21 protein-coding genes are annotated in these 20856 nt (G+C 65.4%); 16 read left to right on the forward strand and 5 right to left on the reverse strand.

Annotated features, from left to right (window positions below; translation table 11 throughout):
• Positions 1 to 60 precede the first annotated feature (60 nt).
• Positions 61 to 507 carry a MerR family transcriptional regulator gene (locus tag EAO79_RS17915; protein ID WP_124769839.1) on the reverse strand — a complete coding sequence of 149 codons (447 nt, stop codon included), beginning with the start codon at positions 505 to 507 and terminating at the stop codon, positions 61 to 63.
• 94 nt (positions 508 to 601) lie between these two features.
• On the opposite strand from EAO79_RS17915, the gene EAO79_RS17920 reads away from it, so the two are divergent.
• Positions 602 to 1573, forward strand: coding sequence for an arsenic resistance protein (locus EAO79_RS17920; RefSeq protein WP_371413695.1), 972 nt, complete (start codon positions 602 to 604; stop codon positions 1571 to 1573).
• A 459-nt stretch (positions 1574 to 2032) separates the two neighbouring features.
• Here EAO79_RS17920 and EAO79_RS17925 read toward each other — a convergent pair whose 3' ends face one another.
• On the reverse strand, positions 2033 to 2596 hold the full coding sequence (locus EAO79_RS17925) for a class I SAM-dependent methyltransferase (RefSeq protein ID WP_161578638.1): 564 nt from the start codon (positions 2594 to 2596) through the stop codon (positions 2033 to 2035).
• 1008 nt (positions 2597 to 3604) lie between these two features.
• Entirely contained in the window at positions 3605 to 4711 is a 1107-nt protein-coding gene (locus tag EAO79_RS17930) for a TetR/AcrR family transcriptional regulator (protein WP_240044057.1), read from the reverse strand.
• 184 nt (positions 4712 to 4895) lie between these two features.
• On the opposite strand from EAO79_RS17930, the gene EAO79_RS17935 reads away from it, so the two are divergent.
• From EAO79_RS17935 to EAO79_RS17965, 7 genes are all read left to right on the forward strand, one after another.
• A complete protein-coding gene (locus tag EAO79_RS17935) occupies positions 4896 to 6170 on the forward strand; it encodes an MFS transporter (RefSeq protein ID WP_124769843.1) in 1275 nt (424 codons plus the stop codon).
• Positions 6170 to 7987: a glycoside hydrolase family 3 protein gene (locus EAO79_RS17940; RefSeq protein ID WP_124769844.1), complete on the forward strand. Its 1818-nt coding sequence runs from the start codon at positions 6170 to 6172 to the stop codon at positions 7985 to 7987. The genes EAO79_RS17935 and EAO79_RS17940 overlap by 1 nt, the downstream gene beginning before the upstream one ends.
• A 48-nt stretch (positions 7988 to 8035) precedes the next feature.
• A complete protein-coding gene (locus EAO79_RS17945; protein WP_124769845.1) occupies positions 8036 to 9376 on the forward strand; it encodes an aspartate aminotransferase family protein in 1341 nt (446 codons plus the stop codon).
• A 432-nt stretch (positions 9377 to 9808) separates the two neighbouring features.
• Positions 9809 to 10642 (forward strand): ABC transporter substrate-binding protein, encoded by an 834-nt coding sequence (locus EAO79_RS17950; RefSeq protein WP_164486977.1) that lies wholly within the window; start codon positions 9809 to 9811, stop codon positions 10640 to 10642.
• Between the two features lie 56 nt (positions 10643 to 10698).
• Complete coding sequence (locus EAO79_RS17955) at positions 10699 to 11706, forward strand: iron ABC transporter permease (RefSeq protein WP_206428255.1); 1008 nt, start codon at positions 10699 to 10701, stop codon at positions 11704 to 11706.
• Positions 11703 to 12482: an ABC transporter ATP-binding protein gene (locus tag EAO79_RS17960; RefSeq protein WP_124769847.1), complete on the forward strand. Its 780-nt coding sequence runs from the start codon at positions 11703 to 11705 to the stop codon at positions 12480 to 12482. Before EAO79_RS17955 ends, EAO79_RS17960 begins: the two co-directional genes overlap by 4 nt.
• A 59-nt stretch (positions 12483 to 12541) precedes the next feature.
• Positions 12542 to 13384 (forward strand): DJ-1/PfpI family protein, encoded by an 843-nt coding sequence (locus EAO79_RS17965; RefSeq protein ID WP_124769848.1) that lies wholly within the window; start codon positions 12542 to 12544, stop codon positions 13382 to 13384.
• A gap of 289 nt (positions 13385 to 13673) precedes the next feature.
• On the opposite strand, the gene EAO79_RS17970 is transcribed toward EAO79_RS17965, so the two are convergent.
• Positions 13674 to 14081 (reverse strand): nuclear transport factor 2 family protein, encoded by a 408-nt coding sequence (locus EAO79_RS17970; RefSeq protein WP_124769849.1) that lies wholly within the window; start codon positions 14079 to 14081, stop codon positions 13674 to 13676.
• Positions 14082 to 14167: 86 nt separating this feature from the next.
• Between EAO79_RS17970 and EAO79_RS17975 the strand changes: the two genes are divergently transcribed.
• From EAO79_RS17975 to EAO79_RS18005, 6 genes are all read left to right on the forward strand, one after another.
• Positions 14168 to 14581, forward strand: a complete 414-nt coding sequence (locus EAO79_RS17975) for a helix-turn-helix domain-containing protein (protein WP_124769850.1) — start codon at positions 14168 to 14170, stop codon at positions 14579 to 14581.
• Between the two features lie 397 nt (positions 14582 to 14978).
• On the forward strand, positions 14979 to 15407 hold the full coding sequence (locus EAO79_RS17980; RefSeq protein ID WP_124769851.1) for a MarR family winged helix-turn-helix transcriptional regulator: 429 nt from the start codon (positions 14979 to 14981) through the stop codon (positions 15405 to 15407).
• Positions 15408 to 15450: 43 nt separating this feature from the next.
• Positions 15451 to 15954, forward strand: coding sequence for a hypothetical protein (locus EAO79_RS17985; protein WP_124769852.1), 504 nt, complete (start codon positions 15451 to 15453; stop codon positions 15952 to 15954).
• Positions 15955 to 16303: 349 nt separating this feature from the next.
• The gene (locus tag EAO79_RS17995; protein WP_124769853.1) at positions 16304 to 16957 is read left to right on the forward strand and encodes a DJ-1/PfpI family protein; all 654 of its coding nucleotides are present in this window, start codon (positions 16304 to 16306) and stop codon (positions 16955 to 16957) included.
• A gap of 60 nt (positions 16958 to 17017) precedes the next feature.
• Positions 17018 to 17335, forward strand: coding sequence for a hypothetical protein (locus EAO79_RS18000; RefSeq protein ID WP_124769854.1), 318 nt, complete (start codon positions 17018 to 17020; stop codon positions 17333 to 17335).
• Positions 17336 to 17588: 253 nt separating this feature from the next.
• Positions 17589 to 18683 carry a MalY/PatB family protein gene (locus EAO79_RS18005; protein ID WP_241160923.1) on the forward strand — a complete coding sequence of 365 codons (1095 nt, stop codon included), beginning with the start codon at positions 17589 to 17591 and terminating at the stop codon, positions 18681 to 18683.
• Positions 18684 to 18716: 33 nt separating this feature from the next.
• On the opposite strand, the gene EAO79_RS18010 is transcribed toward EAO79_RS18005, so the two are convergent.
• Entirely contained in the window at positions 18717 to 19136 is a 420-nt protein-coding gene (locus EAO79_RS18010) for a helix-turn-helix domain-containing protein (protein ID WP_124769856.1), read from the reverse strand.
• A 65-nt stretch (positions 19137 to 19201) separates the two neighbouring features.
• Between EAO79_RS18010 and EAO79_RS18015 the strand changes: the two genes are divergently transcribed.
• On the forward strand, positions 19202 to 20050 hold the full coding sequence (locus tag EAO79_RS18015) for an SDR family oxidoreductase (protein WP_124769857.1): 849 nt from the start codon (positions 19202 to 19204) through the stop codon (positions 20048 to 20050).
• Positions 20051 to 20213: 163 nt separating this feature from the next.
• The gene (locus EAO79_RS18020) at positions 20214 to 20819 is read left to right on the forward strand and encodes a TetR/AcrR family transcriptional regulator (RefSeq protein WP_124769858.1); all 606 of its coding nucleotides are present in this window, start codon (positions 20214 to 20216) and stop codon (positions 20817 to 20819) included.
• Positions 20820 to 20856: the final 37 nt, after the last annotated feature.

Consider the following 20856-nt stretch of genomic DNA (forward strand, 5'->3'; position numbering starts at 1 on the left):
GACGGGCAAGATCGACACTCCCCAGGATGTCGACACTAGGTCAACTACTAGCGACTCACGTCAATCGGGCGTCGAGAACCTGCCGGAATTCTCGCCCCGGGCCATGCGTTCAGACGGTTGAAAAACGCATTCCGTCGAGCAGTGTTCGGCTCGATCTGGACAGTTCGCCAGCCCCACATCGGCCTGCTCGAGGCGGGCGCGCAGCTCATCGAGGCGGGCGCGTTTCTCGTCGATCTGGCGCACCCGTTCCGCCAGGAGCGGGCGGAGCTGGTCGCGAACGTCGGTGCAGGAGTCGTCCTCCAGCGACCGGAGATGCCGACCGATGTCAGCGAGTGGCAGGCCGAGTTCTTTGCTCGCTTCGATGAGGTCGAGCCGCCCGAGCACGGCGGCGTCATAGTCGCGGTAGCCGTTGCGGGTGCGGCCGGGGATGATGAGGCCGATGCTCTCGTAGTAGCGCAAGGCGGTCGGTGCGACGCCGGTGCGCTTGCTGACCTCTGAGATGCGCATGCGCCGATCCTACGGCCGGGACCACGGATTGACCTTCCAGCGGCTGGAACGTTTACGGTTGAGCCTCGTGCCCCTCAATGCTCGATCTCAGCTCGTGACGGCGCTCGTGCCGTGGCTGGAACGTCACCAGATCGTCCTCTATCTCGCGGCGATCGCTGCTGGCGGCGTCCTCGGCCTGCTGTTGCCCGGCGCGCACCATCTGGAAGTGGCGATCGAGCCGGTGCTCGCGCTGCTGCTGTTCGCGACGTTCCTCGGGGTCCCGTTCGCCGCGATCGGCCGCGCGCTCCGCGACGTCCGATTCCTCAGCGCGGTCGGGGTCGTGAACTTCGTCATCGTGCCGCTCGTCGCCTACGGGCTGTCGCGGTTCGTCGCGGATCAACCGGCGCTGCTGTTCGGGGTGCTCCTGGTGCTGCTGACGCCATGCATCGACTACGTGATCGTGTTCGCCGGCCTCGCCGGAGGAGCCGCGGAGCGCCTGCTCGCGGCGGCTCCGCTGCTGATGCTCACGCAGATCCTCTTGCTGCCCGTCTACCTGCTGCTGTTCATCGGTCCCAGCGGTGTCGCGGCCGTCGAGCTCGGCCCGTTCGTGCGCGCATTCCTGCTGCTCATCGTGCTGCCACTGACCGCGGCCGCGGCGACCCAGCGGCTCGCCAAGCGGCACCGGATCGGGCGCGGGATCGAACGCACCATGCTGGCGCTCATGGTGCCGCTGATGGTCGCCACGCTGTTCACCGTCGTAGCCTCGCAGGCGGGAGCGGTGAGCACCGCGGCCCTGCAGTTGCTCGTGCTCGTGCCGCTGTATGCGGCGTTCCTCGTCGTCATGGCGTTCGTCGGCACGGGTGCCGGGCGCCTGTTCCGCCTCGACGTGCCGGCAACCCGTGCCCTGGTGTTCAGTGGTGCCACCCGCAACAGCCTCGTCGTCCTCCCACTCGCGCTCGCGCTACCCGCGTCACTCGCGCTCGCGCCCGTGGTAGTCGTCACGCAGACGCTCGTCGAGCTGGTCGGCATGGTCGTGTTCGTGCGGCTCCTTCCACGGCTGGTTCAGGACCGAAAATCGGTCCGCTGATCCGACCGTCACCTGTGAGTAACTCAGGCGCCGAGAGCGCTGATACTTGCGCAATCCGCTGGGGTCACCCGTATGCAGCACAAGCCGCTGGGAGCAGTCACACGACAGCCGAATCAGTGCCCACGGAAAAGGAACCGGCGGCCAGTTACTTCCCGTCCGTTCAGGTATGGGAATCGCCGGTTTGGTTCTGGTTGTCACTGTCGGTCTCCTTCGGAGCCGTCGGCGTCGAACCCGTCGTCGGGTCACACCACGCATGATGGTCGATGCGCGGTGAGCGGACCGACGAGTTACGGCCCGCGCAGAATCTACGTCGCGATACAACCCGTTCCGTCGAGCAACGGCTCCGCGACTTGGAGGTCTAGCGCCCAGTGCAAGCGGTGGCGCCGACCTCCGGGTCGGCGCCATGTTGTGTTTCTCCTGACACGCCTCGTCTGGGAGGGTGGCGCCCAGTGCCAAGGACTACGTCGCTGTGGCACGGATGAGGAAACCGTTGAGGGACTCGTTCTGGTAGTCGACCTCGAACGAGGCTCGGGCGAGGTCGCGAGTCACTGCTCGAGCCGAACCGCCCGATTGCGGGCTGAGGGCCAGCACTAGCGAGGCAGGAGCGCCGTCGATGACGCGTCGGATCTGTTGGAGCGCAGCAGGTCGATCCGCCCAAAAGTGGACGTTGTCTATGGCCAGGACAGCATTGAAACGTCCCGTGGCGAAGGGCATCTGGTTCGCCTCACCGACAACGAGTTCGAGACGCCCGCTGCGAACAGCGTCATCATTCCTGGATCGCGCGCGACGGTGCATCAGCAGCGAAGGATCGAGACCGGTGACCTGTCCTCTGGGCACGAGAGCGAGCAGCGCCTCCAAACCCATTCCTGGCCCGAATCCGATCTCCAGCACGTGCGCCGCATCGTGAACATCCAGTGCCGCCGTCGCGAGCTCGCGCAGCGCGGATCCGGTCTTCTCCATAAGATCAGCGCCCCGCTCTCCATCCGCGCCCCTCGGGACGACGAATGTATCGAAGATGTTCATTCCCATCCCTGAGGTCGCTCTAACTCGCCTACTTGGCTCAGCCCATTAGCGCACACGACAGGCCCGTTACGTCAAGTGCACTGTCGGCCCCAAATGTGTCCGCCACAACCGAGTTCCGACCTACCGCCTTCGGAAGCGTTCCCGAGCACCCCTTGCGTGACGAGGCAGAAACGTTCGTTTGCGGCGCGCACTCGCCGCAGGGCTGACAGGTCTCACGTTTACAGCGACCGGCCCCACCTCTGCATCATCACCCTGGATATGCAACGGTTTGCAGGATTCAGTCCTCTCCGGATCAGGCTGTCATGGTTGCCTTTCGCTATCGGCATCGTCGTGGGCGCAGGCATAGCGCCGAAGCTACTGCTGAGGAGCGGCCCCGCTACGTCGCCGCCCTCGATGCAGTCTTGCGCGATCGGCGTTTTCTGGTTCTCGACGATTGCCGTCGCAGGCGGCTCCTGGACGCTGAAGGCTTCCGCGATATTTCTCGTAGCGCTCGGCGTCGGGCTGGGAACGACCTCGCTCATGCAGGCTGCCGTCTGCGGAGTCGCACCTGATCGAGCTGGCATGGCGTCAGCGCTACTGAACACCGCCCAATAGATCGGTATGGCCTTCGGCCTCGCAATCCTCGCCGGCGTCGCCGACAGCATCACGTCGGTTAGCGGTGGCACAGGCGCACATGTGCTCGTAGACGGGAACAGGACCGCCCTAATCGTCGGCGCAGGCATTCTACTCGGAGCCGCGGTCCTAGCTTTGTTCACCCCCCAACAACGTGGGTGTCGGGGGTGCGCTGAACTTGCAGTTCATTGCACCGGTGCGGTCCCTCGAGCATCTCGCATACATCGAGAGTGGCCTATGGCTGTCGAGCAAGTGCAGCAATGGGCTTACAGCGGGAGTCGTGCGCGGCGGCAAGCGCAGGTGGGGGCAGTTGAACGATCGGCGTCATCTCTCTTGAGCGTCATGGCCCGCCACCACGCGTTCAATCGGCTGGGTTCTGGTGGAGGCGCACGGGGTTCACTGGTGCTGGAGTACCTCCGCGACGTGGGCGTTGAGAATCCGGGGCAAGTCGGAGGCGCTATCGAACCCGATTTCAAGTATCGACTGGTACTGCAGACCGTCCCACAGTGCGATCAGCCGTGTCGCTTCGAACCGTGCATCCAGGTTCAGACTCTGGTCCGAGGCCGCGCGAGCAAAGAGGTTCTCGAAGTAAGCGATCGTCCGGACGAATCGTTCCCGGAAGTACCCATGGACGGGATGTTCGAGCGACACGGCCTCGGTGGACAAGACGGCATAGAGACCGATCAGCCCGCTTTCCGCTCCTGCGTCTCGTGCGGCCTCCACCCCGACGGCGAGTAGTTCCTCCGTCGGATCGAGTACCGCACCTGCTCGCCTCGTGACCATGTCGTTGTCGCGTTGTCGCATGACTTCGGCGAACAGGTCGGTCTTGCTGGGGAAGTGGTGTCGCAAGGTGGAGGGCGCGACGTTCACCCGCTCGGAGATCTCTCTCATGGTGGTGGCCCCGAATCCGTTTTCGGCGAACACTGTCGTGGCATCGGCCACGATCCGCGCCCGGCGCCTATGCCCCGGCTCGTATCCGCTGCGTTCAGTCAAGACGGTGTCGATCGCCAGGGGCCGCGGGCGAAGGGCGGGTACAGAACCGCCCCCATCCCCGCTCGCTGTGTCACGTGCAAACAGCCCGGGAGGATTCAGCTCCGGGAGATACCGGCTGATGACGAGCAGCCCCTCCCACACCGCCACCCGAGTGCGCACCCCGTCAGATATGGGCTTGGACTCATCCGTCAGCAGTCGTCGGTGATGGGAATGCGAGGCGGCCTGATCGCTACCCCCGGTCATGGCACGCGAGAGGAGGATCGCTGACAGAGCGGCGTATCCGTCCACGCTGCGTGATAGCCGGGCCGCCACCTCAACCGTGAGAGGGCTGGAGCCCATGACTTGACCGGTCTCGTCATCGAATTCCTGCGCGACGGCGTCGAGCAGCGCCTCTTTCGACGCGAAGTGCTTCAGGAGACCGGGACGCGAGATTCCGACCCGGTCTGCGATGTCCTGAACCGTCACTGCCAGCAGATCGTCCTCCGCGAAGGCGCGGCGTGATTCGCGCACGATGCTCTGTCGTGTTCGCCAAGCAGCATCGGCTCGGGACACCTGCGTACTACTCACATGCACCAGTTTGTCATGAGGTCGAAACCCAAAAGTTACACTCGGGGCTACTTTGAGTTACATAAGCAACGAGATTCAGTTACATTGAGAGCCATAACTTCCATCTGGCCATCCTGAGGAGCCCGTCGTGACAGAGAAGTCCACCCCATCCCCTACCCGATCCACACCCGTCGGCCCGACATCCGCCGCCTACTTACCCACGCTGGGTCTGGCGAACTTCGGCATCTACCTGGCTGTCCTTACGCCGGTGTTCGTCTCGCTGGCGTTCAAGCTGGAGCACATCACGTCGAGTCGCGAGGAGTCTCTCGGCGCGCTCAGTCTGGTGATGGGCGTCGGGAGCCTGTTCGCGATCATCTTCAACCCGCTGGTTGGGCGGCTCTCAGATCGCACCATGTCCCGGTTCGGGATGCGCCGCCCATGGTTGATCGGTGGAACCGCAATCGGGTTCGGTGCTCTCGTTGTAATCGGCCTCGCGCCCAACGTGTGGGTGGTGCTTGCCGGCTGGTGCCTTGTTCAGGCGTCCCTCAACGGTGCGCTTTCCGCGCTCAATGCCACCATCGCTGACAAGGTCCCTGTCTGGCGGCGCGGGCTTGCATCCGGGATCATCGGCATCACGACATCGCTCGGGATTCTCGGTGGAACGTTCGCGGTCAACTTCCTCGATTCCGATCTCACTCGCTTCGCCGTGCCCGGCGCGGTCGGACTGCTCTTCACGATCCTCTTCGCCCTACTGCTGCAGGACAGCGTGCGTCTGGTTCGTCCCGCCGAGCGGTACGGCTTCAAGGAATTCATCGGCTCCTTCGCGTTCAACCCACGCAAGAACCCAGACTTCGGCTGGACATGGCTTACCACCTTCCTCGTGATGTTCGGATACGCCGGCGTCGCGACATTCCTACCGCTCTACCTGACCGACAAGTTCGGCCAGACCGAGAACGAAGCGATCACGGTCATCCTCATCGCCAACCTCGCCGCAGTCGGAGCGCAGGCGATCTCTGGTCCGCTCGCGGGCTACCTGTCGGACCGGTTGAACCGCCGGAAACCGTTCGTCCTCGCCGCCGGCCTCATCATGGTCGGGGGGCTCGTGGTTCTCGCCTTCGCACCCGATGTGAGCATCGTCATCCTCGGGCAGGGCCTGATCGGATTCGGCATCGGCTCGTTCCTGTCAGTCTCCCTCGCGTTGGCCACCCAGGTGCTGCCCGATGTCGAGGACACGGCAAAGGATCTCGGCGTGATCAACATCGCCAACGCACTGCCGCAGTCCATTGCGCCGGCCATTGCCCCGGCGGTCATCGCACTGGGCGCCTCCACCGCGATCGGCGGGTACTCGCTGTTCTACCTGGTGGGTGCCGCAGCGGCACTCGCTGGCGCACTCGTCGTCTACCGCGTGAAAGGAACCAAGTGATGCAGGAACCCACCAGCCAAGAGGGGACCGAAGTCGACAAGAGCTACTTCGACACCGGCCGGAGCGTCTCGGAGCGCGTCGAGATCCTCCTGACACAGATGACGCTCGAGGAGAAGGCTGGACTGTTCTTCCACACGATGATCACGATGGGTCCTGACGGGGAGCTCTCGACGGGCGACAGGGAGTTCGATCTCCCTTCCAACAGCGAGTACGTGGTCGGCCGCCACATGAACCACTTCAACCTCCTCACCGGCGGCACCCCGGAGGCGATGGCGACCTGGAACAACAACATCCAACGATTGGCAGCGGAAACCCGGCTTGGAATCCCGGTGACCATCTCCACCGATCCGCGGAACTCCTACAGCGACAACCCCCTGGCCGGCCTTCTCGCCGGATCGTTCTCGGTCTGGCCGGAGGCGCTCGGTCTGGCCGCGACGCAGGACGAGGACCTCGTCGAGCAATTCGCAGACACCGCCCGCCAGGAGTACACGGCCGTCGGTATCCGCGTGGCCTTGCATCCGCAGGTCGACCTTGCGACGGAACCGAGGTGGGCACGGCAACTGGACACGTTCGGTGAAGATGCCGAGCTGACCAGCAGGCTCGTGACCGCATACATCCGCGGCTTCCAGGGAGCGGAGCTTGGGCCCGCCTCCGTTGCCACGATGACCAAGCACTTCCCCGGCGGCGGGCCACAGAAGGACGGTGAGGATCCCCACTTCGCTTACGGCCGTGAGCAGGTCTACCCCGGGGGCATGTTCGACCACCATCTCAAGCCGTTCATCGCTGCAATCGCAGCGGGAACCACCCAGATGATGCCTTACTACGGCATGCCTGTGGGAACCGAGTACGAGGAAGTCGGCTTCGGCTTCAACAAATCGGTCATCACAACACTCCTACGCGAGAAGCTCGGGTTCGATGGCATCGTCTGCACCGACTGGGGGCTGCTCACCGATGCCGTCGTCGACGGCGAGCCGTTCCCTGCTCGGGCGTGGGGTGTCGAACACCTGACACCACGAGAACGGATGCGGAGGGCCATCGATGCCGGCGTCGACCAGCTTGGCGGCGAAGCCACTCCCGACATGCTCGTCGAGCTGGTCGAAGTCGGAGAGATCAGCGAGGCCCGACTCGACGAATCTGCCCGCCGGTTGCTCCGCGAGAAGTTCACCCTCGGACTATTCGACAACCCCTACGTGGACGAGACTCGCGCAGCCCACATCGTCGGAGCACCCGAGTTCCGGGAAGCAGGCCTCCGGGCACAACGCGCATCGTTGACACTGCTCACCAACCGCGAGTCGGCCGGCGACGGGATCCTTCCCCTGGCACCCGGACTCCGGCTGTACGTGGAAGGCATCAATGCGGCTGTAGCGTCCCAATACGGGACCGTTGTCGATGAACCCTCCGCAGCAGACGTCGCCATCCTGCGCATCCACGCCCCGTTCGAAAAGCGCTCGACATCGTTCGAAAACTACTTCCATGCCGGATCCCTCGAATTCCCCGCGGACCTGATCGATCACATCGATCGGGTTGCCGGCGAAGTGCCCACCATCGTCGACGTCTTCCTCGACCGGCCCGCGATGCTCGGTCCGATCGTCGAGTCGGCAGCTGCCGTCATCGCGAACTTCGGCGCCGATTCCTCCGCGCTCCTCGACGTCCTCACCGGCCTCGACGCCCCCAGGGGACGACTTCCCTTCGACATCCCTTCCAGCATGGAGGCGGTCGTGGCATCCCGTTCCGACGTGCCCTTCGACACCGCTGACCCGCTCTTCGCGTTCGGTCACGGACTCACCTTCCCTGCCCGCCGTCGCACCACCCCCTGACCCTTCGTACCCACGAACCTGTCACCGAGACCGACCAAGGAGACCACAATGCTCACGCTCGAATCCGCCACTCGTCGCTTCAGCGAGAAGTTCGCCACATCTGCCCAGCTCACCACGGAGGGGCGGGCGGTGATCCCCGGCGGCTACAGCCGCACGTCCTTCAACTTCGGCCCCCACGCCGTCTTCGTCGAGGGCGGCGACGGTGCTTACATCGACACGGTCGACGGACACCGGCTCTTGGACCTGAACAACAACTTCACGGTCAACATCCTCGGTCACGGCAACCAGACGATCAGCGAGGCGCTCATCGCGGCCATTCCTTCGGGCACGTCGTTCGGCAACCCGGTCGCGGAGGAGGCGGCACTGGCCCGGATTCTCATCGACCGCGTCGCCTCGATCGACATGGTGCAGTTCTCGTGTTCGGCGTCAGAGTCCGTGATGAGTGCGATTCGCGTTGCACGCGCGTTCACGGGAAGAACCCTGATCGCGAAGTTCGAGGGCGGCTACCACGGCTTCACCGACCCGGTCAGCGTATCCGCCCACCCGCACGGTGGCGAGGAATACGGGTCAGACAGCAACCCCCGTCCGGTCGCCGACAGTGAGGGCATCCCTGACGCGGTCGTCGAGCACGTGGTCATGCTCACGCAGAACGACGAAGCAGGTACCGAACGCATCCTCCGCGAGCACGCCGACGACCTCGCCTGTGTGATCGTCGAACTCGAAAGCGGCGCGGGCGGCCACGTCGTGCTGCGAAAGGGGTTCGTCCAGATGCTGCGTCGGGTCACCGCTGAACTCGGCATCCTGCTCGTCATCGACGAGACGATGACCCTGCGGGCCTCGTTCCACGGCATGCAAAACACATACGGCATCGATGCGGACATCACCGTGATGGGAAAGATCATCGGGGGCGGGCTACCGCTTGGCGCGATCGGCGGCCGCGCAGACGTCATGGGCGTGCTCGCCGACGGCCGTGTGCCGATCTCCGGGACCCACCACGGGCACCGGCTCGCCCTGATCGCCGGCATCGCGTGTATGACCGCACTCGACGAAGCGGCGTACGACCGGCTCAACACGATGGCCGGGCGCATCCTGTCCGAGGTCGGTGAGTGGACCGCGGCGCGGCGGAGTCCGTTCACGATCTTTGGGAGCGGCTACTCATCACTCGCCTACGCGTACTGCCTCGAGGCGGGAATGACCGTGGAGACCCAACGGGATCACTGGCGCAACGTCGACGCCGAGAAGACACAGACCTTCTCGCTCGAACTCGCGAATCGGGGCTTCTTCCCCGTCGCTCGCGGTGAGTTCTCGCTGTCGCTGGCGATGACCGACGACGACATCACGTCGTACATCGAGACGGTGAAGGACATCATCGCCGACTTCGAGGCCTAAACGCGGTCCATGGTTTCAGGCTCGGCGCGGCTAACCACTCCGACCCCCGTTCCGATCGAAAGAGAACCAGCATGAGCCGCCACGCGGTGATCAATCCTGCCATCGGCGAGCGCCTGGTCCAGGGCAATAGCTCACTCACAGGAGCCCGTCGGACCAACGTGCGGCTTGTCTTCTCGCGAAACGAGCTAGTCTTCTACAAGACGTAGAACCGTGTATCCGCGCTAGTGAAGGAGCCCCATGCGACCCCCTGCCCGACGAATCATCTCCTCGACAGGGGCGGCCTCGGTCTTTCTCCTGGTTGCCACCGCTTGCGCCGGGAGCGGCGCACCGGGTTCGACTGCGCCCACAAGCGCCACTGCCGCGACCGGGTATCCGGTGTCGTTGGAGAACTGCGGCCGGACCATCACCGTCGACTCTGCGCCGGACCGTGTGGTGAGCCTGTGGCAGTCCAATACCGAAGCACTCCTTGCACTCGGACTCCGGGACAAGATCGTCGCGGTCCAGGCGGACTACGCCCCCTACCCGGACTCGGTCGCGAAGGCGGCGGATGGGTTGCAGACCATCGGGAGCATGATGGGGTTCCCGTCGAAAGAGGTTCTGTTGAGCGAGAAGCCGGACTTCGTCACCGGGCAGGTGCTGGAAGGGTTCGCGTTCGACGCCTCACAGGGATACGCGTCGGTCGAGCAGCTCGAGCAGGCCGGGGCGACCGTCTACGGCGCCAACCTCTGTGGGGCGACCGATTCACAGAGCACGAAGATCTGGAACATCGACTCCGTGTCCAAGACGCTCCGCGACTACGGCACGATCTTCAACGTCTCGGCGAAGGCCGATGAAGTTATCGCTCGGCTCGATGCCGAGAAGGAGGAGGTCGTCAAGGCCGTCCAGGGCAAGCCGACGGTGAAGACCGCGTACTTCAACGGCGGATCCGGCCCCGTGATCGTCCTGGCGGGCGGTATCTACGATGACCTGATCAGCACCGCCGGCGGCAAGAACGTCTTCTCCTCTGACTCCGTCTACGTCAGTAAAGAGGAGTTCGCCGCCTCGGACGCCGACGTCATCCTCGTCGGCACGTTCCCGGGCCAGGGCTTCGCGACGCAGAAGGCGTTCCTCGAGGAGAACTTCCCCGACCTCCCCGCGGTGAAGAACGGTCGGATCAGTGAGGTGCCGACGCAGGAGACCGACTCGTCGATCTCGGTCATGGTGGGTCTGACGAAGATCGCCAACGCCCTCCACCCCGATCTGGATCTTCCGGTTCCCTCCTCGTGACAGCAGCTCCCGCACCAGCACGGACACACACCCGAGCCCGGCGGCACCCGCAACCGGTGATCGCCATCCTCCTCGTCGCCTGCATCGTCGCGGTGGTGCTCTCTGTCGCCGTGGGGAGCGTGGGCATCGCAACGGGGCGGGTCGTCGAAGTGATCGGAGCGCGCCTGCTCCCCTGGGGCGGTGGCCCGGTCGCCGGGCTCGACGACCAGATCGTGTGGGAGTTCCGCCTTCCCCGAGCATTGCTCGGGTTCGTCGTCGGTGCGGCGCTTGCAGTCGCCGGTGCCGTGCTCCAGGCCGTCGTGCGCAATCCGTTGGCGGACCCGTTCGTCTTCGGTGTCTCCTCAGGCGCCTCCGTGGCCGCGGTCGCCGCGTTGACGCTCACGAGCGGACTGTTCGCCGCCGTGTCGACTCCCCTCGCGGCCTTCGTCGGGGCCTTGATCACCACGGTTCTCGTCTTCGCTCTCGCGCAGCAGGGTGGGCGGGTGACGCCGAACCGTCTGGTGCTCGCCGGAGTAGCGATGTCGTATCTCCTCAGTTCGATCACGAGTTATCTCGTCCTCCGATCCAGCGGGGCCAACCAAGGCGTCGGACAAGTCCTGTCCTGGCTCGCAGGCAGCCTCGCCGCGGCCACCTGGAGCGACCTCGGCGTCCCGACTCTCGTCCTGATCGTCGCGACGATCCTGCTCGTCCTCCTCGCTCCGATCTTGAACGCCTTCCTCACCGGCGACGAGACAGCAGCCAGCCTCGGCGTGGACGTCGGCCGGATGCGGCTGATGCTGTTCATCATCACCTCACTGCTCGTCGGTGTCGTCGTCGCGGTGAGCGGGTCGATCGGTTTCGTGGGCCTCGTGGTGCCGCATGCCGTCCGCATGGTGATCGGGTCCGACCATCGCTGGGTGCTTCCCGCGTCCGCACTGGCCGGCGGACTGTTGCTGGTCGTCGTGGACATCGGAGCGCGACTGCTCCTCGCGCCGACCGAGGTCCCTGTCGGGCTGCTCACCGCCGTCGTCGGTGCACCGTTCTTCCTGTGGCTGCTGCGGCGATCCGGTCGGAACCAGCGATGAACGCGGCCGAAGGCAGGTCACTGGAAGTCCAGGGCGTCAGCGTGGACATCGCCGGCCGACGGATCATCGAGGATGTCGCCTTACGGGCGCGTTCGAACGTCGTCGGGCTCGTCGGGCCGAACGGCAGCGGGAAGTCGACACTCCTCCGGACGGTCTATCGGATGCTGCGTCCGTCCGAGGGACAGGTTCTGGCCGACGACCGCGACGTCTGGACAATGCCGGCCCGCCAGGCAGCGCGGGTGATCGCCGCAGTCGTCCAGGACAGCCCAGCAGACCTCGAACTCACCGTGGCCGACTGCGTCGCGACCGGACGCCTGCCACACGGACGACTCCTCGCCACCGACAGTGCTGAGGACCGGCAGGTCGTGGAGCGAGCCATGGTGACCGCGGGCGTCGCGGAGTTCGCGGACCGTGATGTCAGCACGCTGTCCGGCGGCGAACGGCAGCGCGTGCAGCTCGCCCGTGCACTGGCGCAGGAACCGCAGATCCTCGTGCTCGACGAGCCCACGAACCACCTCGACATCCGTCATCAGTTGCAGTTGCTCGCACTGGTGCGCGACCTCCAGGTCACCACGCTCGTCACACTGCACGAACTGAATCTCGCCGCCTCCTACTGCGATGAGATCGTCATGCTCGAGCACGGCCGTGTCGCCGCCTCCGGAACCCCGGCTGCAGTGTTCACCCCGCATCTACTCGACCGGGTGTTCGGCGTCCGAGCCGAGACCCTCGTCAACCCACTCACCGGGCGCATGCAGCTCGTCTTCGCCGACAGCTGATCGAACCGGTCCGACAGACACGACACCGACAACCGACAACCAGGCACAGGAGTATCTGCATGCATGACGACGACCAGCCCCTCGAGACCACCGCCCTCCCGGGTCACACGGTGGGGCACGACCCTTCCGCCAGCACCCTTTTCACGGTGATCGGCGATGATCCCACCAAGCAGCAGGCGGTCGACCGCTCCATCGCCGCCCATCACACGCTCGCCGCACGACCCGGAGTCAGCTTTGCGACGGACAAGACAATCCTCATCGTCCTGCACCCGGGTTTCGAACTCCTCGACGTCGTGGGCCCGTTCCACTTCCTCGCGGGAACCGGTGCGACGGTGCAGTTCGTGACCACCGCAACCACCCTTGAACCCGTGCCGAGTGGGAGCGGGCCGACCCTCGCACCTGCGCTCACGCTCGACCAGGTGACCGATGCACCCGCCGTCATCCTCGTCCCGGGCGGCGACACCGGCATCCTCCTCCGCGACACCCGCGCCATGGCGAACCTCGAGCGCATCGGTCGAAACGCGGAATACGTGACCAGCGTGTGCTCCGGCTCCATCGCTCTCGCTGCCGCCGGGCTGCTCGACGGTCGCCGAGCCACCTCGCACTGGTCCGTCCGCCACCTCCTCGGAGGCTACGGCGCGATAGAGGTCGACGAACGCGTCGTCGAGGACGGCAACCGGCTGACCGCGGCCGGAGTCACCGCGGGTATGGACCTCGGCATCCGCCTCGTCTCCTACCTGTCCGGCGAAGAGCTGGCGAAGTTCGCCGTCCTGGGAGCCGAATACGCCCCGGAACCGCCCTTCGACACCGGCACCCCGGAGCGGGCCGGCGCTGAGCTCACCGATCTCTCCCGCGAGTTCCTCGCACCGCTCGTAGTCGAGCTCACAGCACCGACGGTCTGACCGACGAGGCCCGCCGCGATCCGGCCGGTGTTCGTCGATACACCGGCGCTGCCCCCACTCGAAGAGCGGCGCCTCCGGACATCTCGCTCGACTGACCTGTCCGAAGGCGCCGCAGGGCCCGCTACACGGGGCCGAAGAACGTCGTCGACGCATACACGCGGCCAATGTTCATGCGCACCATCAGTACACGTTCTCGGGCATTCTCATGAATGCGACCGCCTCGACGACCTTCCGACTCGTGGTGACGAGCGAGATCTAGGCGGGCAATCGCCCGTCCCGCCTCCGAACGTCAGCTCTCAGCAGGCCCCCAGAACGTGTCCTCCGCCGGGCCATCTGCGGAGAACAGGCTCACCTCGACGATGCGCCCGCCACGGACGGTCAGGAGGTCCACGCCGGGCATGTCCATGACGACGTCGCCACGGGTCCCAGTGAACCGGACGGGGACCGCGACGAGCTCGCCGTTGACCATCGCAGGTCCGGTCACAGCAAGCTGGAATGTGCCTTCGCTCGTGGCCATCATGCCGCCGAGGAGTGCACCGACACCGTCGACGCCGCGGTGATCACCCGAGAACTGGTTCGCTCCGGGCTGGTGCCACACCACCTCGGGGTCGAACTGCGCCATCACCGCCGCAATGTCACCGCGGCCGAGGGCATCGAAGTAGGTGACGGCGACGGCTGCGGGGGTCTGGTCGATCATGGCGTGTCTCCTTCGTGAGGGTGAGTGGTAGCACCATAGTTTCAGGCGGTAACCTGTTACCTCAACGTAACTAAGGAGTATTCGCGATGAACTCTGATGCGCCTGTCGACGCACCCGTCTGGAACGTGATGCTGCCGACATGCCCGTCGCGCACCTCGCTCGCCCGGATCGCCAATAAGTGGACCGCGATGATCGTCATCGCTCTGAGCGACGGTCCTCTCCGGTTCGGGACGCTCCGCGAGACGGTCGGCGGGATCAGCGGCAAGGTCCTCTCGGGCACTCTTCGGGATCTGGAACGCGACGGCATCCTGACTCGCACCGCATACGACGAGATGCCGCCCCGCGTCGAGTACACCCTGACGCCACTCGGCCAGACACTGCGCGAACCGCTGACCGCTCTCGGCCAATGGGCGGAACAGCACATCGCCGAGGTTCTCGACTCCCGCGACACCTTCGACAACCTCGCGCATGGAACCGCGGCCCGTCGCACCGACGGCTAGCGACATCATCGGCATATCTGCATGTTCGAGGGCAGCTTCGCGGTCGACGATGACCTGCGACACCGTCAGTACAGGCACCTCGGCACAGGGGTCGGCCGCGGAGCGTTGCGGGCGGCGTCGAACGTGCCGCTGACTGAGAGCATCAACCGCACCCTGTGCACCCGGGCACGAGACACCGCTCGGTTCATGTTGAACGGCACTCGAGAAGTGCTCGAGGCACCCCAAGATGAGCTGGCGATGCCGATCAGGCAGAGCGTGCGATGCGCCACCACATTCTGGAGTTATGGGGTCGACATCGACCCCCGACTTCACGGAGGCCCTGACGACTTCAGCACGGACAAGATCCTCGGCTCCGGCCTCAGCGCCCGGCCTCCACTCCACGGGTAGTCTGTGCTCCATGCCTGAGATGCCGCCGTTCAGCCCGACGGTCACCCTCCTCGCCCTGTCCAGAATCTGGGAGGACTCTCTGACCTCAGCACTGAAGCCGCTGGGCCTCACGACGCGCAAGTATGCCTTGCTCGGACACATCCGTAGCACCCCTGGCATCTCGTTCAGCGATCTCGCGCGACGATCGAGGATCACCGTCCAGAGCACACATGTCGCCGTCGGTGGCTTCGTAGCCGATGGCATCGTCGCCGATTCCACCGGCCGCGCCGGCTCAGCGGCACAGCTCGAGATCACACCGGCGGGGCACCGGCTCCTCGCCGAAGCGGCCGGGGTAGTCGCTCGCCTGGACGCGGATTTCGAGACGAGTCACCCTGCTCTGCGCGCGGCGCTCGCTGATCACATGCTGCAGATGATGCAGTCCCCTGGACTGCGTGAGTGAGGAAAGCTTCAGTCTGACTGATGCCTTCAGCTAGGCTGAAGGTATGGAATCCATCCTTCTCGCCGCGCACGTGCTCGCGGGCATTCTGTTCATCGGCCCGGTTGCGGTGACCGCCAGTCTGTTTCCCCGGTTCGCTCCGATCAGCGGTTCGGCACCGGCAGGCGACATCGATGAACACCTCCACGGCCGAGACCGCGCTACCGGTCCCACCGTGGTCGCCTCGGACCGAAGCATCGACGTCGCCAGACTCCTGGCACGAATCACGCGGGCCTACGGCCGAATCGCACTCGTCGTCCCAGTACTCGGCCTGATCCTCGCCGCGGTGCAGGGCAGGCTCACGGAGATCTGGATCCTCCTCGCGATGGTCCTGACCGCCGTCGCGGGGGCCCTGCTCGCACTCCGGATCACCCCGATGCAGCAAGAAGCGCTGTCCCAACCGGACGACGGATCACGATTGCGATCGCTACGACCCTTGACCGGGATGTTCAACCTGCTGTGGGCAGTGGTTGTCATCCTCATGATCGTGCGTCCCGGCGCGTCGTCGTGAGCGCGTCGCCACGAATCCTGCGCACTCTTGAAGCGCTGTCCGTCCTCGAGCTCGGCAGCATCGCGGTCCTCTTCGGGAACCTCCTCACCGTACATGTGCCTGGCCTCGCTTCGGTACTCGGACCCGTCCACGGCGCGTTGTACCTGACCGTCGCAGTCACGGCGTTGCTCGGGCGTGGACTCCTACTCCGCACCCGGCTCTTGGCCCTCGTCCCGCTGCTCGGTGGAGTATTCACCTTGATCAACGTCCGGCAAGAGCGACGACGATGCACTTCGGCGTCCCCTCCACACACGCCCAAGTCCTCCGCGACGCGAGGCGACAGCGACAAGTTCAACGCGAAAGGCACCTCATGATCGCTCAGATCATCCTCTTCGAGGGATTCGACCCACTCGATGTGATCGCCCCCTTCGAAGTGCTCTGCGCCGGCTCGGACGCTCTCGGAGGAACCCTTGATGTCAGGCTGGTGGCACTCGACCGCATCGGTCCGGTCGTGAGCGGAACGCGGAATTTGGAGCTCACCGCAACCCATGTGTTGGAGCCGGAGGCTCCTGGCATCGTGATCGTGCCCGGCGCTGCCGGCCCCACCGTCGGCGACCCCGATTTCGTGAGGACGATTCCGGTCATCCTCGCTGAGCTTGGTTCGAGCCGCTTGCGGGCGCTCATGGGCCGCGCGTTCGCATCACCGGACACCCTGGTCGCCACAATCTGCGGAGGCGGTTTGGCGCTCGGCATGGCAGGCCTCCTGGCGGGGCGGACCGCGGTGACCCATACGTTGGGGAACGACGTCCTCGAGGCCACCGGCACCACGGTGGTGCGAGCGCGGGTCGTCGACGACGGGGACCTGGTCAGTGCCGGTGGAGTCACATCCGGTCTGGATCTAGGGCTCTATCTGCTGGAACGCGAATTCGGCCCGCGGATCGCGCACGCCGTCGAGCAACTGTTCGAGTACGAGCGGCGCGGAACCGTGTGGTCAGCCAGAGGACTCGACGCCCTTCCGCTCTGAATCAGCCCCGCCGCTGGTTCAGCCCACCCAGCCGACAGGCTCATATCGAAGGACACCGTCATGCATCGGATCATCGGCACCTGGGACCTCGCCATTCGCACACCGATCGGCACCCTGAACGCCGTGATGACGTTCCAGGACGAACAGGGCGTCTTGTCAGGCTTCGCCACCAGCAGGACCGAGGACGTCCCGCTTCGCGATCTGCGAGTCGCCACCGATGCGCAGGAGGACCACGTGATGTGGACGCAGACGATCACCACACCCATGCGGTTGGAGCTCGCGTTCGACGTGACCATCGACGGCGACCGGATGACTGGCGATTCGCGCGCCGGACGGCTCCCGCGCAGCACGGTGACCGGCGTTCGCAGAGTTCCGTGACGGCGGCCTCCCCTCCGATGGGTGTGCATCGCAGGGGAGGCCAGCGTGCTGCGTAGGACAACATGAAGCCGAGGACCACTACCGTGAGTTCCATCGCATCGGCTGATCGCAGAACGGCCGAAACTGGATGGGAGATCGCGTGTCACTCGCTACGAATCCGTTGGGGCAGCTCGCGTTGGACGAGCTACGCACACGAACCAGTATGAAGTGGCGAACGCACCCCGCAGACGTTCTCCCACTCTGGGTGGCGGAGATGGACGTCCCTCTCGCGGCGCCGGTGAAAGATGCGGTTCGGTCCGCCCTCGAGCGTGGCGACACCGGCTACGCGACCGGCATCGGATACGCCTCGGCGTTCCAGCAGTTCGCCGCGCATCGCTGGTCCTGGGTGGGACTCGAGCTGGAGCAAACGGCCATCGTCCCGGACGTGATGCTGGGAATCGTGGAGGCGCTGCGTCTCCTGACAGGACCTGGGGACGTCGTCGTCGTGACGCCTCCCGTGTACGCCCCGTTCTACGCGTTCGTGGAGCACGAGAATCGCTTGATCCTCGAAGCTCCGCTGTCGGGTGAGGGCCGGTTGGATCCTTCCGCCTTGGAGGTCGCCTTCGCAGAAGCCGCGCGACGGTGCCCGTCCCCCACTTTCCTGCTGTGCAATCCACATAACCCCACGGGCACCGTCCACTCGCGGGAGGAGCTGGGGATGGTGGCAACACTCGCGCGTCGCCATGGCATCCGTGTGATCTCCGACGAGATACATGCGCCGCTCGCGCTTGATGGAGTCGAGTTCGTGCCGTATCTGTCCGTTCCCGGTTCCGAAAACGGCATGTCGTTGGCCTCCGCCTCCAAAGCTTGGAACCTCGCGGGACTCAAAGCCGCTCTCCTCGTCGCAGGACACGAGAGCCTCCCCGATCTTGCACGGCTCCCAGAGGAAGTCAGCCACGGCGTGAGCCACCTCGCGGTCATCGGCCATGCTGCAGCATTCCAGGACGGAGGAACGTGGCTGGACAGCCTGCTGTCCGGACTCTCCGAGAATCGACACCTGCTCGAGGAGCTCGTTGCACGCCACCTGCCTCAAGCGAGGTTGCGACGACCGGAGGGATCGTATCTCGCGTGGATCGACTGCTCGAAGCTCGGCTTCGAGGAAGAGCCTCACCTGGGCCAGCGCGCAACCGTTGCTGAGCTCGAGGGCCCGGCGCAATTCTTCCTCGACCATGCAAGGGTCGCCCTGAGCTCAGGTCACGTCTTCGGCACGGGTGGCCACGGTCACGTCCGGCTGAACTTCGCGACCAATCCCCTCATTCTCGAGCTCGCGCTGCGGCGGATGGGCGACGCTGCCAGGGCGAGGGACTGACTCGACAAGTATGCAAGGGCCGGCCGGCCCGGCTCACTGCCCTACGCCGCGGTCCGTCTTCCGGGCACCGGGGCCATCGCCGACACAGGAAGCCGGAAGCGGCACGGCACCGACATCATCAGCGTCGGCGTCGACAGCCGGAACAGTGTCCGCCCAGGCGTTCATCGCGTCGAGGACCGACTGCAGACCGTGGCCGACCCCGGTCAGTTCGTACTCGACGCGAGGCGGGAGCTCGCCGTACGCCGTACGAGTGACGATTCCGTACGTCTCAAAGCGGCGCAGGCGATTCGTCAGGGTATGGGCGCTGATGCCTGGGAGTGCCGCCTTCAGATCACCGAAGCGAAGTGGACCACCGAGCAGCTCACGGACGATGAGCGTCGCCCACGGGCCATCCAGCAGGGTCAGGAACCGCGCGATCCCGCATTCCGGCCAGGCTTCCGCAGAGAATGACATGAGTTTCGATCCGTCTCCGTTAGTGAACTTGAGGTAACCAGTGCATCATATGCACTAATAGTCACATGACCTACCTCATCCACGGAGCGACCGGCGCACAGGGTGCCCCCGTCGCCGCCGCACTCACCCGTTCCGGCCACCACGTCACCGCAGCCGTCCGCAATACCGCCGCCTACACCGCCGGGCCGGCGGTCGCCGTCGACACCGCCGACCTCGACTCCCTTGTGGACGCTTACACCGGTGCGGACGGCGTGTTCGTCCACCTCCCGCTCGGTTCCCCCGCCCAGCAACTCGAGCAGGCGACCACCATAGCCACCGCGGTCGATCGGGCACGCCCCGGTCGGGTCGTCTTCTCCACCAGCGGCTATACTCTCGGCGGCGACAACGACGAGGACGACAGCGCGCACGGTGTGCTCGTGCGCCGTCTAGAGGCAAGCGGCGTTCCGACTGCCGTCATCGCCCCGCGCCTGTATCTCGAGAATTTGCTCCTACCGCCCGTCATCACCGCTACCCGCGAGGAGGGGATCCTCCCGTACCCGATCCGGGAGGATTTCCTCGTCTCGTGGAGCTCGCACCTCGACATTGCCGAGGTCGCCCTCCGCCTCTTCGAAGACCCCTCCGTGACGGGCGTTGTCACCGTCGGCGCCCTCCCGGGACTCTCCGGACCCGACCTCGCCAAGGCGTTCTCCAACCACTTCGGTCGCGAGGTGCGCTTCCACGCTCAGACACCAGACGAGTTCGGCGAGATGATCATCCCCATCTTCGGCGCGGACGGCATCGCGCCCGTCGTCGACTCCTACCGCTGGCGTGCCACCCTCGACGACGAACTCATCGACGAGACGCGCAGCGCTCAGGCGCTTCTCGGCCTCGCACCACGCTCCGTCGAGCACTGGCTGCGCGACATCGGCGCCTGATCCCAGAGACACTGCGGCGGAGCGGACGACCGTCTCCGCCGCAGCGCTGGAGGTTCGGGGCACGGCTACAGTGAGTGAATGGACCTATGGACGTTGTCCTGCAGTACACGGAAGCACGACAACCGAGACCTCGTGATACGCACGGAATCGGTCCGGTGACATGATGCGCGGAACATACCGGAAAACGGAACATCGTCGACGCGACATCGTTGCGGCGGGGCTGACAGTGTGTCGGGCTGGAGAAGGTTCGACCGGCCTCCTCCGAAAGACGGCCGCCCAGGCAGGTTTGAGCGAGGCCGGCGTGCTCCATCATTTCGCCGGAGTAGGCGATCTGCTGGAAGCCATCCTCGACCGCCATATGGCCGAGATTCTCGAGTGTGCAGCATGCGATCGGGTCTCGGGGAGAGCCAAGCTGCTCTGCCTGTCGGATCTCTTGGACTGCAGCCTGCGAGACCCCCACCTGGCGCATCTCTACCTCACGCGCACCAGCGAACCTGGGTCGACGGCGAACAACGCTCAGCAGGCGTCGAACGCCTACACCGACGCCCTCCGCGAATGCTCGCGCCTGGGCTTCAAGCAATGCCACGACGAGGGCCAACTTCGATCAGGGGCCGATATGGACGCAGCGGTCGAGTCGCTGATCTCACTGGTCCACGGGCTCCAGCTCCGGGCGCTGCGAGAACCAGATCTGAATGTGCGTGCGGTGTTGGAGACGCACATCGGCACCTACCTCCGCGACGGACCTCAGATGGCCTCCGCAGCGGGCTGAGCGATCGTTCGCCCCGAGCCGGGTGCACTGGTGGCCG

This window comes from Plantibacter sp. PA-3-X8 (genome assembly GCF_003856975.1).
GTDB lineage: Bacteria > Actinomycetota > Actinomycetes > Actinomycetales > Microbacteriaceae > Plantibacter > Plantibacter auratus.